This is a genomic window from Clostridium cibarium (assembly GCF_014836335.1).
Taxonomy (GTDB): domain Bacteria; phylum Bacillota; class Clostridia; order Clostridiales; family Clostridiaceae; genus Clostridium; species Clostridium cibarium.
Window position 1 is genome coordinate 20,603 of sequence record NZ_JACSRA010000025.1, and the last position, 14,833, is coordinate 35,435.

Annotated in this window: 16 protein-coding genes, 2 tRNA genes and 1 other RNA gene; 3 read left to right on the forward strand and 16 right to left on the reverse strand. The window is 30.9% G+C overall.

The features are described 5' to 3' along the window. Window positions 1-66: 66 nt before the first annotated feature. The 10 genes from H9661_RS14325 to H9661_RS14370 form a co-directional block, all read right to left on the reverse strand. Window positions 67-1,785, reverse strand: coding sequence for an ABC transporter substrate-binding protein (locus tag H9661_RS14325; RefSeq protein ID WP_143318101.1), 1,719 nt, complete (start codon window positions 1,783-1,785; stop codon window positions 67-69). Between the two features lie 271 nt (window positions 1,786-2,056). Beyond that, on the reverse strand, window positions 2,057-2,227 hold the full coding sequence (locus tag H9661_RS14330) for a hypothetical protein (protein WP_185966879.1): 171 nt from the start codon (window positions 2,225-2,227) through the stop codon (window positions 2,057-2,059). A 297-nt stretch (window positions 2,228-2,524) separates the two neighbouring features. Next, window positions 2,525-3,748 carry an ABC transporter permease subunit gene (locus tag H9661_RS14335; protein ID WP_143318100.1) on the reverse strand — a complete coding sequence of 408 codons (1,224 nt, stop codon included), beginning with the start codon at window positions 3,746-3,748 and terminating at the stop codon, window positions 2,525-2,527. Next, window positions 3,748-4,662, reverse strand: coding sequence for an ABC transporter ATP-binding protein (locus H9661_RS14340; RefSeq protein ID WP_143318099.1), 915 nt, complete (start codon window positions 4,660-4,662; stop codon window positions 3,748-3,750). The genes H9661_RS14335 and H9661_RS14340 overlap by 1 nt, the downstream gene beginning before the upstream one ends. A 156-nt stretch (window positions 4,663-4,818) precedes the next feature. Beyond that, on the reverse strand, window positions 4,819-5,085 hold the full coding sequence (locus tag H9661_RS14345; RefSeq protein WP_143318098.1) for a pro-sigmaK processing inhibitor BofA family protein: 267 nt from the start codon (window positions 5,083-5,085) through the stop codon (window positions 4,819-4,821). A gap of 20 nt (window positions 5,086-5,105) precedes the next feature. Continuing rightward, window positions 5,106-5,384 carry a DUF2508 family protein gene (locus H9661_RS14350; protein ID WP_143318097.1) on the reverse strand — a complete coding sequence of 93 codons (279 nt, stop codon included), beginning with the start codon at window positions 5,382-5,384 and terminating at the stop codon, window positions 5,106-5,108. A gap of 194 nt (window positions 5,385-5,578) precedes the next feature. Continuing rightward, the gene (recR, locus tag H9661_RS14355) at window positions 5,579-6,175 is read right to left on the reverse strand and encodes a recombination mediator RecR (protein ID WP_143318096.1); all 597 of its coding nucleotides are present in this window, start codon (window positions 6,173-6,175) and stop codon (window positions 5,579-5,581) included. Between the two features lie 96 nt (window positions 6,176-6,271). Further along, window positions 6,272-6,616 (reverse strand): YbaB/EbfC family nucleoid-associated protein, encoded by a 345-nt coding sequence (locus H9661_RS14360; RefSeq protein WP_143318095.1) that lies wholly within the window; start codon window positions 6,614-6,616, stop codon window positions 6,272-6,274. An 81-nt stretch (window positions 6,617-6,697) separates the two neighbouring features. Beyond that, window positions 6,698-8,323 carry a DNA polymerase III subunit gamma/tau gene (dnaX, locus tag H9661_RS14365; RefSeq protein ID WP_191769518.1) on the reverse strand — a complete coding sequence of 542 codons (1,626 nt, stop codon included), beginning with the start codon at window positions 8,321-8,323 and terminating at the stop codon, window positions 6,698-6,700. Between the two features lie 185 nt (window positions 8,324-8,508). Then, window positions 8,509-9,063: a biotin transporter BioY gene (locus tag H9661_RS14370; RefSeq protein ID WP_143318093.1), complete on the reverse strand. Its 555-nt coding sequence runs from the start codon at window positions 9,061-9,063 to the stop codon at window positions 8,509-8,511. 131 nt (window positions 9,064-9,194) lie between these two features. Between H9661_RS14370 and H9661_RS14375 the strand changes: the two genes are divergently transcribed. From H9661_RS14375 to H9661_RS14385, 3 genes are all read left to right on the forward strand, one after another. Beyond that, window positions 9,195-10,151, forward strand: coding sequence for a biotin--[acetyl-CoA-carboxylase] ligase (locus H9661_RS14375; protein WP_143318092.1), 957 nt, complete (start codon window positions 9,195-9,197; stop codon window positions 10,149-10,151). A gap of 98 nt (window positions 10,152-10,249) precedes the next feature. Further along, a complete protein-coding gene (locus tag H9661_RS14380) occupies window positions 10,250-11,041 on the forward strand; it encodes a thymidylate synthase (RefSeq protein ID WP_143318091.1) in 792 nt (263 codons plus the stop codon). Then, window positions 11,041-11,532 (forward strand): dihydrofolate reductase, encoded by a 492-nt coding sequence (locus H9661_RS14385; protein WP_191769520.1) that lies wholly within the window; start codon window positions 11,041-11,043, stop codon window positions 11,530-11,532. Before H9661_RS14380 ends, H9661_RS14385 begins: the two co-directional genes overlap by 1 nt. Before the next feature lie 153 nt (window positions 11,533-11,685). Here H9661_RS14385 and ffs read toward each other — a convergent pair. The 6 genes from ffs to H9661_RS14415 all read right to left on the reverse strand — a co-directional run bounded on the left by ffs (window position 11,686) and on the right by H9661_RS14415 (window position 14,808). Then, window positions 11,686-11,949: signal recognition particle sRNA large type (ffs, locus tag H9661_RS14390), an RNA gene on the reverse strand. Between the two features lie 3 nt (window positions 11,950-11,952). Continuing rightward, window positions 11,953-12,042: transfer RNA gene (locus H9661_RS14395), tRNA-Ser, on the reverse strand. Window positions 12,043-12,172: 130 nt separating this feature from the next. Then, window positions 12,173-12,946 carry a prolipoprotein diacylglyceryl transferase gene (gene lgt, locus H9661_RS14400; RefSeq protein WP_143318089.1) on the reverse strand — a complete coding sequence of 258 codons (774 nt, stop codon included), beginning with the start codon at window positions 12,944-12,946 and terminating at the stop codon, window positions 12,173-12,175. 26 nt (window positions 12,947-12,972) lie between these two features. Then, window positions 12,973-13,063: transfer RNA gene (locus tag H9661_RS14405), tRNA-Ser, on the reverse strand. Window positions 13,064-13,069: 6 nt separating this feature from the next. Next, window positions 13,070-13,510: a nucleoside deaminase gene (locus tag H9661_RS14410; RefSeq protein WP_143318088.1), complete on the reverse strand. Its 441-nt coding sequence runs from the start codon at window positions 13,508-13,510 to the stop codon at window positions 13,070-13,072. A gap of 41 nt (window positions 13,511-13,551) precedes the next feature. Next, window positions 13,552-14,808 carry an HlyC/CorC family transporter gene (locus H9661_RS14415; protein WP_191769522.1) on the reverse strand — a complete coding sequence of 419 codons (1,257 nt, stop codon included), beginning with the start codon at window positions 14,806-14,808 and terminating at the stop codon, window positions 13,552-13,554. Window positions 14,809-14,833 lie beyond the last annotated feature (25 nt).

Genomic DNA, 14,833 nt, shown 5'->3' on the forward strand with positions numbered 1-14,833 from the left:
ATTAATATACTTAATCTATTAAAGGCATCATTAAAAGATGCCTTTAATAACTTTTTATTAATTCAATTAATCTTCTACAGACACCTTGTAAAGATTATAAGTATAACGTACGTATGGAGAAACTTCTAATCCTTTAACTCTTCCATTATATGCCCACATATCATTTCTTTGATACATATAGATATATGGTAAATCTTCATTCAATTCTTTATACAATTCTTTGAATAGTTCTTTTTGCTTATCTTTATCTGATTCTGCTGCTATCTTCTTATATATCTCATCAACTTTAGAATTTGAATATGCAGTTTTATTTTGTGATCCGTTTGTTCCATATATAGGACTATCATTGGGATCTGCTGTTAATACCCATGCCATGAATAACATATCCCAATTGCCAGTCTTTTGTTTTGCTGTCATTGAATTAAAGTCCATCTTTTCACTAGTGAACTTAATTCCAAGTTCTTTCCAGTTATCTGTAGCTACTGATAAAAGCGCATCTACTACTGAATTTGGAGTAGTTCCTGTAAAGTTAATTTCAAGCTTTTGACCATTTTTTTCTCTTATTCCATCTGATCCTACTTTCCATCCAGCATCATCTAACATCTTTTTAGCCTTATCCATGTCAAACGCATAATCTTTGTCCCCATCTGCATATGCCCATGAAGCTTTAGATTGTGGAACATTTATAACACTTGCATATTTTCCATATACTGAGTTGACTATTTTAGCTCTATCTAAACCAGTTGCCAATGCTTGTCTTACAGCTTTATCTTTAAATATTGGCTTAGCTTCATTAAATGCTATATATCCGTATCCGTTAGTTGGGAATAACTTATATGACATATACCCTAATCCCTCTATAGTTTCTACATTGTCTTCTGAAACAGTAGGACTGACTATATCTACATCTCCAGATTGTAACATTGGAATTTGTACATCTTCCTCAGTAATCTTATATATAAGATTCTTCGTTTTTGGTGTTCCTTTATGATATTTAGAATTTGCTTCTAAATCAATTTCTTGCCCCTCTTTGTAAGAAGTCAACTTATAAGCACCAGATACAGGTCCTGGCTTTTTATATGTTTCCTTTAATCCATCTGTATTTCCATGTCTATAGTACTTTCCATAATAACTTTCAGGAATAGGTCTAAAAACTCCTAAATCATATATAGCTGATGAACTTTTTTCTTCTAAAGTTATTTTTATAGTTTCATCATCTACAATTTGAATTCCTGATATATCTTCTGCTTTTCCTTCTTTGTAATCTCTACCACCTTTTATTTTTGTTTTTCCTGTAACAAAATCTAAAGGGCCTGTATATGTTCCATCACATACAACTTTAATAGGAAATGCTATATCTTTTGAAGTTATTTTGTTCCCATCAGACCATGTTAAATCTTTCTTTAATTTAAAAGTATATGTTAAACCATCATCTGACAAGCCATGGCTTTCAAGTAGGTTATCCTCTACTTCTCCATTTTCTGTATTAGTCATTAAATACTCATACATACTATCAGTAATATAATCGTCATTCAAACTCTCTGCATATAAAGGATTAAGTACCCCATCAGGAGCTTCCGTTCCAATTATCAATGTATCCTTTCTATTTTTAGCTGTTTCAGGATTTTTGCTCATATCAGTAGCATCATAAGTTGTAACTATTGAAGATGTTAAATCTGACTTTTCTTTACTTACAGATGAACTATTTGCTGCCCCCCCACAAGAAACAGCCATTGATGCTGTCAGCATTAAGGATAATACCATTAACACTTTTTTTAATTTCATTTTTTATTCCCCCTTATTATTTTTGATCTTTATTTATAAACCTTTTCTTTTAAAGTTATAAATCCCCAATTGCTTAGTTCTTTAATATATTAAAAGAGGTTACAATGCTTCACCGCTTCATAACCCCTTTGTTATACATCTTAAGTAATATTTAACTTTTCTGTAATATACACCTATATACTGATTAATTAATATAATAATATTATTCACCTGACATGTCAATATATTCTTTATTATATATTTCTTTATATTAATTTAATAATTATCCACATCATTTTTCAAAATATAATACCGACTCTGTTTCTCTGCAATACTTAACACAAATACATTGCGCCAATTTTCTCGGACACTTATAGCATAGACATCCCAAATCATCTCCAGCACATTCACCACTTTTCTTTTCTGGGCACTCTCCACAATTAACTCCATTACCTGCTGGCATAAAATCATCTCCTCTTCTTACTTACAATTATAGTTATATAGAATATATTTTTATAAGTCTACTAGGATAATTATACTCCAAAGCATTATAAAAAAACTCATTTAAATAAATGAGTAGAAGTAAATGAAATATTTATTTTTATATTCTCACACTATAAAGCTAGTACTTATGCTAAATACAATAAGAAAGAGACTTTCAAAATTACTTTGAAAATCTCTAGAATATCTTCTTTCTTATCATATTTTATTACGTTGAAGTATAATTATAACCTTATTAATTTCTTTTTGAGTAACAAAATTAAATTAATATATCTTTTTTACTAAATACAATGTGGGCAATTACATAAGAAAATATTATAGTTCCTATCATTAATCCAATACCTAAACTAATGTTGAAATTAGGATTTTGAAACACTCCACTAATATCTCCACTAATTACATCCCCACTTCTACCATAGTTAAAGAACATAAGGTGAGCTACTTTAGCTACTTTAGCAGATACCATACATGCCATAGTACTTGCTACTGATATTATTACAGTTAAAGCCATAGTTGTCATACTACTTTTAAATAAAGCTGATATCAAAAATACAAATGCACAGCAAGTGATAATGAATAAAACTTGTAACCCAAAGCTTTGAAGCAAAGCATCTCCTCTTGTAGCCGTAAATCCACTATTAGTCACTTGCTTAATCATAGGTTCACCCATTCTATTTAAGTTTGAATAATCAAATTCATATGTTTTATGAATTATTTCAGGTATTTTTGTTCCATCAAATCCACCTACAACTCCTACTACTCCGAAAGCTAGAAGTTCAAGTCCACCTATCATACTTACAACTGTGATAACAACTGCAATAAACTTTGATAAAATCACCTTGCCTCTTGATATAGGCTGTACCAATAAGAATTTTAGAGTAGGAGGTGTCGATTCCCCTGATACCATATCGCTCATAAATACAGCAATACCTGATACTAATATTATTAATCCTAAAACCTGAATAATATCTTTTAAATAGTTTATAGCATTAAACTTCCATGATTCAATTGGTTTTACATCATTATCTAAATAATAATTAATTGCTTCTAATCTTTCATTTTGATATTGTTTGCTTTCTTCATTTCCACTTTTGTCATTTAAAGTTTTCTCTATATTTTCTTTTTCATTTTCTAAATTCTTTTTCCAGCTATTCGGGTCATTTTCATTTTTTAACAAATCTTCTTGTATCTTAATTAATTCTTGATCTTTCTCTATTTGTTGCTTACTATTTATAACTTCTTCTTTAGCCCATGATTCAGAACTTTTTTCCGCATCTTTAATTCTATTATTAGCTAAATCTATTTGTCTATTCAACGATTCAATTTGCCCTTGTGGAGAATTTCGATATTCAGAATCCTTAGACCCATAGTAGCTAAGGAATATAGATCCTGTAATAAGAGCTAAAAACAAACCAAAGACTACCCAAGTCTTTCCTCTCCTAAGTAGCTTTATTAATTCATTCTTTATTAATGTAAATATCATTATCTCATTCCTCCTTCCACAAGTTCCATATATCTTTGTTCCAATTCACTTCTATTTCTATATATCTCTTCAACTTCTATATTTTTATTTATGAGTTCTTTTAATACAATGTTAGTACTTCCAAATTCTATTATAATATGAATTTCATTTTCCTTAATCTGTGCATCTCTGACATTACCTAAAGTTTTTAATATAGTTACTGCCTTGACTTCATCTTTTGCTACCTTCAATGTTAAACTATCTAATTCAGTTTCTACACTGTTATCACTAATTTTTTCTACTGATTGTATAATTCCTTTATTGATGAAGGCAACTCTATCACAAAGATTTTGCACTTCACTTAAAATATGAGATGAAATAAATACAGACATACCCTTTTCTTTAGCAGCCTTCTTAACTATATCTCTAAAATCCAGTATTCCAGATGGATCAAGTCCATTTGTAGGTTCATCCAAAATCAATAACTTAGGATTTCCTATTAAAGCTGCTGCAAGTCCTAATCTTTGCTTCATTCCTAATGAATACTTTCTAACCTTGTCATTAATTCTATCTTTTAATCCTACAAGTTCAATAAGTTCTTCCACTTCTTCCTTAGACACTCCTCTAATCCTAGCTATTTGCATAAGATTTTCTCTTCCTGATAAGTACTTGTATAACTCAGGATTTTCTACAACTGCTCCCACGTATCTTAGAGCCTCTTCTTTATCCTTTTGAACACTATGTCCACAAATTGATATATCCCCTTCATTTTGAGCTATAAGTCCAACCAACATTCTTATTGTAGTAGTCTTTCCAGCTCCATTAGGCCCTAAAAAACCAAATATTTCGCCTTCTTCAACTGTTAGATTTAAATCTTTTATAATTTCTCTTTTGCCTAGTCTCTTCTTTACACCTTTAACTTCTAAAACATTCATTATTTTTCCTCCTTAATACCTATAACTAATACTATCCTCCAAAACTTAATATTTCTGTAAATAACATCTTAAGAATTCCTTAACTAATTCTAAATATATTTCTGTATAAAAAAAGACCCTTCAAAATGATTCAACTCATTTTGAAGGGCTCTATCTTTACATAAATAACTTAAATATTATAAGTGCTGCTACACCAGGAATACCTAATGTACCTGCAATCAAAGCAGTTACTAAATTAATTCCTATGTGAAAATTAAAGCTCGCTCCGATTAAATTAACTATATATAAAAGTACGACTCCAAATATACCATTTAATAATATCTTTAATGGCCACTTAAAAAGTTTAAGTAAAAGAAATAATAAGACTACACCTATTAATCCATATATTATTAATCTAGTATCTGCAGATTGTAATAATTCCATTTTCTCACCTCACTACTATCCTATTCAGCTAATTCTAAAAATTTATCAACAATATACTCATTACTTACCGAAATTCCTCGTTCCCTTGCAATAGATAGTAAATGATCAAATCTCTTCATAGCAACCTCTTCTGAGTATATTGCAACTTCAATAAGCCTTGGATCTTCAACATTATTAAAAATATTTCTTGCTGTTTCAATTTCAAGTAAAGCATATTCAATTTCAGTAATTAATTCATCATCTGTTTTATTGTTACTTATTATACCTTTAACATATTCAATAATATTTCTTTTATTCATAACATGCCTCCAAATAATTTATCTAGAGTCTTGCCATTTATTTGATCAAATATACATTTTTAACATTTAAAGGTAACACTTTTAACTTAACTCACATATACTATTTCTATAAGAAGCTTTTCACTCATTATCAAACAAAACTTCTAAAACTCCCATCTATCTATTAAAGGGTCCATTTATTATTGGGCCCTCCTTTATATCTCTTTTCTTCCCTCTAAAGCTTTGGATAAAGTAACTTCATCTGCATACTCCAAGTCTCCACCTACAGGCAAACCTGAAGCTATCCTTGTGACCTTAACATCAAGAGGTTTTAATATTTTAGATATATACATAGCTGTCGCTTCTCCTTCTATATTAGGATTAGTTGCTAAAATTACTTCTTTCACTTCTTCCTTCATTCTTGAAACTAATTCTCTAATCCTTATATCTTGAGGGCCTCTTCCTTGCATTGGAGATAAATTACCATGTAAGACGTGATATGTACCATTGAATTCTTTAACTTTTTCCATAGTCATTATATCCTTAGGCTGCTCAACTACACATATTACACTATTATCTCTATTAGGATTTGAACATATAGAACATGGATCTTTATCCGTAAAGTTCCCACATACCGAACAATACTTAATAGTTCCTCTTGCCTTAACTAAAGCCCCTGCAAACTCTTTAACTTCATCTTCAGGTAAATTTAAAACATGCAAGGCTAGTCTTTGTGCTGTCTTTTGTCCTATACTTGGAAGTTTTGCAAACTCTTCTATTAACTTTTCTATAGCCACTGGATAAAAATCCATATTAATTCATTCCTTTCAAAACATGCATATTAATCTTTATCTCTAATAAAGAAGACATACAAGAATTAAGCTTGTATGCCATCAAAAGTAGATATGCTAGAATAAACCAGGCATATTCATTCCACCTGTTAATTTTCCCATTTTGTTTGAAGTTTCTTCATCAGCTTTTCTTAATGCTTCATTTACTGCACTAAGTACTAAATCTTCTAACATTTCAACATCATCTGGATCTACTACTTCAGGTTTTATATTAATTCCTAATACTTCTTTCTTTCCACTAACACGCACTGTAATAGCACCACCACCAGCTGAAGCTTCAAATTCTGCTGATTCAATTTCTTTTTGAGCTTCTTGCATTTGCTTTTGAAGCATTTGCGCTTGCTTCATTAAGTTGTTCATATTGCCTCCACCGAAGCCTCCTGGGAAACCTCCTCTTGCCATAAACAATTCCTCCTTAATACTAATCTATTTTTCTATTATATAGCATTTTTTATAACAATTCTATCACTGATTTATAATAATTTATTCATCTATTATTTCTACTAATGAATCTCCAAGAGCATCAATCAATATATCTTCAGGTCTTCTCTCATCTTCCCCAGTTTTCTCTACGGTAAACTTTACTTTAATATTCTCTCGCATGACTTCAGATATTACTTCATTTATAACTTTATAGTTATCAGGTTTTTCTAATCTCTGCTTATTAAAAGCATATTCATCATCATACTGTATAGTTAATATTCCACCACTACAAGCTACAGGTTTTCCAGTAACTATTGATGCATATACTACCATTGCTCTCCTAGCTTTAAAGGCTTCTAAGATATCTTTCCAAGCTCTTTGAATATCCCCAATAGTTGTAACTGAATCACTATTCTCTTCTAAATCAAATTTATTTTCTTCATGTACTGAATTTGCAGATACTTTTGCTGAAACCTTATTAGTTTTAACTGCATCTTGCTGCATTCCTGCTGATGCAGCTACAACTTTCACTTTTCCACTTCTCAAAGCTTCCTCAAGTTTATTTACTCTAGCTAATATAACCTCATTTGAAGTGTCATATTCAATTTTGCACATTTTAATTGTAGCTAATTCTAAATACAACCTAGATTGTTTGCTAAGCTTCGCATTATTTTCAGCTTCTTGAAGTATCCTTATATCTCTCATTATTTCTTCAACTCTCATTCTAGAACCTTGTTCTTTAATAAGAGATATATTTTCTAATGCCATATCTAGCACTTCTTCAGGGTTATTAGTTACCTTAATCATAAGCAGATTTCTAAAATGGGTAATTAAATCTTTAATAAATAAGTGAATATCCTTTCCCGCAAATACTATTTTCTCTATAGTATTTATAGCTTTTTCAATGTTTCTCTCAACAATAGCTGATGTTATCTCAAATAAATACTCATTTGTAACAAGTCCAAGCATTCCAATAAGTGAATCATAATCCACCTTTCCATCTCCCATGGCAATAGCTTGATCTAATATACTTAAAGAATCTCTCATAGCTCCATCTGATACTCTAGCTATTAAGTCTAAACTTTTATCATCTGCTAATACGCCTTGTGCCTTAACAATTTTTCTAAGTCTATCTGTTATATTTTTACTACTTATTCTTTTAAAATCAAATCTTTGACATCTTGAAAGAATAGTTATAGGAAGCTTTTGTGGATCTGTTGTAGCTAAAATAAATATTACATTAGCTGGAGGCTCCTCCAGTGTCTTCAAGAAAGCATTAACAGCTCCTATTGATAACATATGAACCTCATCCAGTATATAAATCTTAAATCTAGCCTCTTGAGGAGGATATTTAGAATCATCTATAATATCTCTTATCCTATCTATTCCATTATTCGATGCAGCATCTAATTCTGTTACATCAATAGCTAAACCTTCATTTATCTTTTTGCACATTTCACATTCATTACAAGGTTCTCCATCTATAGGATTCAGGCAATTCAAAGCCTTTGCCATAACCTTTGCTGTAGATGTTTTTCCAGTACCTCTAGTCCCACAAAAAAGATAGGCATGGGCTATTCTATCATTTAATATTTGATTTTTCAAAGTGGTAGTAATATGCTCTTGTCCAACTACATCCTCAAAATTTCTGGGTCTCCATTCTCTATATAACGCTGTATACGCCAAGGGCTTTCACCTCTCTATCATCATAAATACTTTAATTTTTATTATACACCAATTATAAAATATTTAATATATTTTATAATTGCCATTATAACCAACCACAAAGATTCAACTTATGCTATATAAAATAAATGTTAACATTAAAATTGAGGATATCCAAAAAACAAATTTTTTGAATATCCTCAATTCTATAGATATGAAGTACTTGATTGTAACAACCTATTTTGAATTCTGTACCCTATTATTACTGCTAAAACTACTTTAATAATATCAAATGGTATGAAAGGTATAACTCCCGCCATTAAAGCTCCCTTAAATGTCAGATTTGCTACAAATGCAAGTTGTATTGTTCCTATTATGTAACTTATTCCAACTGCCAGAATGCACGCTAACGAAATCATCAAATAGTTCTTTTTATATTTACAAGAGCAATATCCAATAATTGCTGCTACCACCGGAAAGGAAATTATGTATCCTCCTGTTGGGCCAATTAATGTTTGAAATCCTCCTGTAAATTGCGAGAATACAGGAATCCCAATTGCCCCCAAAAGAATATAAATTAAAACTGACATTGTTCCAAGCCTTCCTCCTAAAATTACTGCTGTTAGGACTATTGCAAAAGTCTGCATTGTAATCGGAACCCCAGTGAAAGGAAGTGGAATTGATATTTGTGCTAAAATTGCAATTATTGCCGCGAAAATTGCACATATAATCTGTTTTCTTAAACTTATTGTCTTATTCATACTTTTATCCTCAACCAATTAATTTTTATGTACAAGTTTATAGTAATATAGCTCGTTTGTATTGTCAACTTGAATATTTTTATAGGTTTACAATCCTTTGTGCTATAATCATAGGCAGGAGGAGATATTACATGGAAGAAAAAATTTTAGCTGAACTTAAAAAAGCCAAAGATTATATATCAGGAGAAACATTAAGTTCAAATTTAATGATTTCACGTGCTGCAATTTGGAAGCATATTAAAAACTTAAAAGCAAAAGGATATGTAATAGAAGGGGTATCTAATAAAGGTTATAAATTAGTTTCAACTCCAGATATAATTAGCCCTAATGATGTTTTGGAATCTCTCACTACATCTAATCTTTGGAATGATATTATCCACTTTGATACAATAGATTCAACTAATAAAAAGGCAAAGGAACTTGCTTCTAAAGGAGCTAAAGATGGTACAGTCATAATTTCTGAAATCCAAGAAGCAGGCAATGGTCGCTTTAAAAGAATATGGTCATCTCCTAAAGGCGGCATATGGTTTTCGTTAATTTTAAGGCCTAATATTATTCCAACAGAATGCCCTAAAATTACTCAAATAACAGCTGCTGCTATGCATAAAACATTATGTAACCTAGGTGGCAACTTAGAAATCAAATGGCCTAATGATATTATTCTAAACGATAAAAAGTTATGTGGAATACTAACAGAACTTAAATGCGACCTAGAAACTGTAGATTATTTAATAGTTGGTATTGGACTAAATGTAAATATAGATAATTTTGATGATGAAATATGTTCTATTGCTACGTCACTAAAATTAGAACTTGGCAAACACTTTAATAGAGCTGAAATTTTATCCTCATTTTTAATAAATTTCGAAAGATTATATACCCACTTCATTACTAATGGCGATATAAGTGAAACCATAACTATTTGTAGAGATAACTCAAATTTATTTGATAAGAAAGCTCGACTTATCACATGTAATACAGAAGAGTCCGTTACATGTCTAAGGCTTTCTGATGATGGAACTTTAATTATTAAAGACACCTTTGGAAATGAGAGAGCTGTGTTATCAGGAGAAATTACTTTTAAATAAAATCTTATAAATTAACATATTATTTTTTGCCTATACAGATTATAATTAGTATAAAAGTTAACAGTTAAAACATATTGTTATTTAGAGGAGGATACTAAATGAGTATTTATGACAAAAAATATTTATCCATAGTTAGAAATATCTTAGAAAATGGATATTATGATAAAAATAGAACTGCAGTGGCTACATATAAATTACCACATCAAATAATGCAATTTGATTTACAAAAAGAATTTCCTATTCTAACAACTAAATTTGTTGCATTTAAGACATCTATAAAAGAAATGCTTTGGATATATCAGAAACAATCAAATATTGTTGAAGAGCTTAGGAAAATGAACGTTAAGGTTTGGAATGAATGGGAAGGTGAAGACGGAACAATTGGCAAAGCTTATGGATACCAAGTTAAAAAATTCAACCAAATAGATAACTTAATTGAAGCATTAAAAAATAATCCTCAAGATAGAAGGATGATGATTAATCTTTGGAATTGGGCTGATCTACCAGAAATGAACCTTGCCCCTTGTTGCTTCCTTACTATGTGGGATGTAACAGATGGAAAACTTAATTGCATGCTTGTTCAGCGTTCAGGAGATATGGGCTTAGGTGTTCCTTTTAATACATGCCAATTTGCAGTGCTAACACATATGCTTGCCCAAGTTTCAGGACTAAAACCAGGCTTATTAACTCACGTAATTAATAACGCTCATGTATATGACAATCAAGTTGAAGGATTAAAATTACAGTTAACAAGAGAAAATGATGCATACGATGCTCCAAAATTTTGGATAAATCCTGATATTAAAGATTTTTATGCATTTACTCCAGATGATTTTAAATTAGAAGATTATAAACATCATGAATCTATAAAAATGGAGGTAACAGTATAATGCTTTCTATAATAGTTGCAAAAGCAGAAAATAATGTTATTGGTGGTGACAACAAATTACTTTGGCATATATCAGAAGATCTTAAAAGATTTAAGGGAATAACAACCAACCATACAATTATAATGGGAAGAAAAACTTTTGAGTCTTTACCAAAAGTTCTTCCTAATAGACATCATGTCATTATAACAAGAGATGCTAACTATAAAGTGGATTCTGACCAAGTTACAATATTGCATGACCTAAATGAAGTTTTAGATAAATATGAAAACTCTGAAGAAGAAGCTTTTATTATAGGTGGAGGGGAAATTTATAATTTATTATTCCCTTATTGTAAGAAACTTTATCTTACAAAAATAAATAAAAACTTTGAAGGTGATACTTATTTCCCAAATATTAATTTTAATGAGTGGGGTGTTATTGAATCATCTGATGAAAAGATCAATGATGAAGATGGTCTTAAATATGAATTTATTAACTTAATAAGAAAATAAGAAAAAGAGGGTATCCAAACTAAATTGGATTCCCTCTCTTTCTTGTCCTATTGTCCTATATTGTTAATCCTATTGAAGAGTAACCTTAAATTATATTTCTCATAAAAAAAGCCTTCCTTTTATTAAGAAAGGCATTTCTAACAAAATTATGAACCGTGCACCCCAGTTCGACTATAACTCGTATGCGTTACCCATGTAGTTAGCTCAAGCCAGATAGATCCACGGCACACGGAAGTGACCACTTATCGCTGCTTCCTTCCGGACCTGACGAGGTTCATGGGTTCCGTTGCGTGGGACCCGACTATCAACACCACTTGCATGGGGCAGACCATATTCATTATAGCCTCTCTGGGGAATTCAATCCTGCTATAGCGGATTGCAGGTTACAAGGCACCGCTAACTCCCCATCTAGCACGGCATTGGCGGAGAGAGGGGGATTTGAACCCCCGATAGAGTTGCCCCTATACACGCTTTCCAGGCGTGCTCCTTCGACCACTCGGACATCTCTCCATGCTCTAATCAACTTTCATAATATTTGCCTAATCAAGACCAACTATTTGGTTTTGACACTTTTTCATTCTAGCATAAATATTATTCTTGTTCAATAGAAACATTTTCTTTAAAAGGTTCTATTATTATTCTAACTTATCTTTTTCCCTTTAATGCTAATTACTATAATACCAATAATTCCTGCAACAATACCAATAATACTAACTAACTGTGCCACTCTTAATCCCATAAACATTAAGCTATCTGTCCTTAAACCCTCAACAAAAAATCTGCCTAAAGAATATAGTGAAATATAACTACAGATAACTATCCCATTATGTTTTTCTTTCTTTTTATATAAGATAAATAATAATATTCCACAAACAAGTAAATTCCATACCGATTCATATAAAAATGTAGGATGATAATATGCTCCTTGTATGTACATGCCTTCTTTTATAAACCCTGGAAAATGACTTATAAAAGATTCACTTACAGGCCCTCCATGAGCTTCCCTATTCATGAAATTTCCCCATCTTCCTATTGCTTGCGCTAATATAATTGATGGCGCTGCAAGATCAACATATTCTATCAAATTCATTTTCTTAACCTTCGCAAATATAAATACCACTAAAAAAGCTCCAATTAAGCCACCATGAATGGCTAATCCACCTTCACGTATATTAAATACATCTATCAAATTATCTCTGTAATTATCAAATTCAAAAATAACATAATATAGTCTAGCTCCTATTATTGCAAATGGGAAAGCCCATAAAAAACAATCTGTCACCAAATCAAAACTCAAATTTTTCTTTTTGCAATTGTACCAAGCTAAACCTAATGCAAGTATAACTCCTAAACCAATTAATATACCATACCATCTTATTTCTAAACCAAAGACCTCAAATGCTACTGGATTCATAACATTTCCTCCTATATGTTGTTTTTTGGCGGAGAAAAGGGGATTTGAACCCCTGGTACCTTATAAAGGTACAATAGTTTTCGAGACTACCGCTTTAGACCACTCAGCCATTTCTCCATAAAATCACTTTTTCCTTCTTGTAGAAAAAAACTTTTTTAATAATTCACTACATCTATCATCATAAGTCCAAATAGTATTTACAAAACTATTTAAACTTCTATTATCAATTAAATTAACTACAGAACCACAAGCTCCCATATCTTTATTAAATGTTCCTATATATAATCTAGAAATCCTACTTTGAAGTATTGCTCCTGCACACATTGGACATGGTTCTAATGTTACATACATTTCTGAACCATTCAATCTCCAATCACCAATAATTTTACAAGCTTCTTTAATAGCTATTATTTCTGCATGCTCCGTAGGATCATTGTTCATTTCTTTTTTATTATACCCTTTTCCAATTATTACACCATTCTTTACAATGACAACTCCAACAGGAATTTCCCCATTTTCTAAGGCTTTCTCGCCTTCTTCTATTGCATAATCCATATAATTCATGATTCTCCACCATTATAACAAATAAAACTTCTACCTTGTCATTAAGTATATATTCTTACTTTCTTTATACGATTCTTTTCCATTTCTTCAACTACAAATCTGAGGTTGTTGATAAATACTTCTTCTTTATTTTCTGGAATTCTCCCTAATTCTTCAATAATTAATCCGCCTACAGAATCTAGATCGTCAGATTCCATATTAACCCCAATTAAATCGCTAATTTCGTGAATTTTTGCACTTCCATCTACAATATATTCCCCCTCTTTTACAACTTCTATTATACTACTTTCTTCATCATATTCATCTTCAATATCTCCAACTATTTCTTCTATTATATCTTCTATTGTTACAATTCCAACAGTCCCACCATATTCATCTAAAACTATAGCAATCTGATTTCTAGTTTTCTTCATCTCTTTAAAAACTTCAGTTATCTTCTTAAATTCAAAAGTGTAAAAAGGTTCTCGTACATAATCCTGAATATTAAATTCTTCACTAGTCCCTTCTGTGATTATCAAATCTTTAACACTCAGTATACCTACTATATCATCTATAGTCTCATTGAAAACTGGAATTCTTGAAAATTGTTCTATTTTAATGGTCTTTATAACTTCCTCGTAAGTTGTTTCTATATCAAGGGCAACTATATCCACCCTTTGAATCATAACATCTCTAACCTGCATATCTGCAAATTCAAACACATTAAATATCATTTCCTTTTCAACATCTTCAAGTACTCCTTTTTCTTCACCAACACCAACCATTGTTTTTAATTCTTCCTCTGTAATAAATTGTTCTGCTACTTTAGGATCATCCCCACCTAACAATTTAATGAATATTGAAGATATTCCTGAAACAGCTGCTATAAGAGGTTTAAAAAAGAATACAAAAAATTTAATTGGCTTACTTATGAATAAAGATACACTTTCTGACTTTTGCTTTGCCAAAGACTTTGGCGTTATCTCTCCAAAAATAAGAATTAAAACAGTCATGACTGCAGTAGCAATAGCAGCAGCACTAAATTCACTACTACCAAGTAACTTAGCCGCTACTGTAGCAGCTAATGCAGCTGCTCCTATATTAACTATAGTATTTCCTGTTAGCATAACTTCCAAAAGCCTATTAGGATCTTTTAAAAGTGTTTGTACAAGTTTTGCATCCTTTACACCATCTTCTACCATATGTCTAATTCTAATTTTACTCAAAGACATTAAAGCTGTCTCTGACATCGAGAAAAAACCTGATAGTATTAATAATATAATTAACAGAAAGATATCTCTCACGTAGCTAGAATCCAACTGCAACCACTCCCTAATTTTACTA

Coding starts and splice junctions, on each gene's coding strand:
- H9661_RS14325 (WP_143318101.1), bottom strand. CDS start 1,785: ATGAAATTAAAAAAAGTGTTAATGGTATTATCCTTAATGCTGACAGCA.
- H9661_RS14330 (WP_185966879.1), bottom strand. CDS start 2,227: ATGCCAGCAGGTAATGGAGTTAATTGTGGAGAGTGCCCAGAAAAGAAA.
- H9661_RS14335 (WP_143318100.1), bottom strand. CDS start 3,748: ATGATATTTACATTAATAAAGAATGAATTAATAAAGCTACTTAGGAGA.
- H9661_RS14340 (WP_143318099.1), bottom strand. CDS start 4,662: ATGAATGTTTTAGAAGTTAAAGGTGTAAAGAAGAGACTAGGCAAAAGA.
- H9661_RS14345 (WP_143318098.1), bottom strand. CDS start 5,085: ATGGAATTATTACAATCTGCAGATACTAGATTAATAATATATGGATTA.
- H9661_RS14350 (WP_143318097.1), bottom strand. CDS start 5,384: ATGAATAAAAGAAATATTATTGAATATGTTAAAGGTATAATAAGTAAC.
- recR (WP_143318096.1), bottom strand. CDS start 6,175: ATGGATTTTTATCCAGTGGCTATAGAAAAGTTAATAGAAGAGTTTGCA.
- H9661_RS14360 (WP_143318095.1), bottom strand. CDS start 6,616: ATGGCAAGAGGAGGTTTCCCAGGAGGCTTCGGTGGAGGCAATATGAAC.
- H9661_RS14370 (WP_143318093.1), bottom strand. CDS start 9,063: ATGAATAAGACAATAAGTTTAAGAAAACAGATTATATGTGCAATTTTC.
- H9661_RS14375 (WP_143318092.1), top strand. CDS start 9,195: ATGGAAGAAAAAATTTTAGCTGAACTTAAAAAAGCCAAAGATTATATA.
- H9661_RS14380 (WP_143318091.1), top strand. CDS start 10,250: ATGAGTATTTATGACAAAAAATATTTATCCATAGTTAGAAATATCTTA.
- H9661_RS14385 (WP_191769520.1), top strand. CDS start 11,041: ATGCTTTCTATAATAGTTGCAAAAGCAGAAAATAATGTTATTGGTGGT.
- lgt (WP_143318089.1), bottom strand. CDS start 12,946: ATGAATCCAGTAGCATTTGAGGTCTTTGGTTTAGAAATAAGATGGTAT.
- H9661_RS14410 (WP_143318088.1), bottom strand. CDS start 13,510: ATGAATTATATGGATTATGCAATAGAAGAAGGCGAGAAAGCCTTAGAA.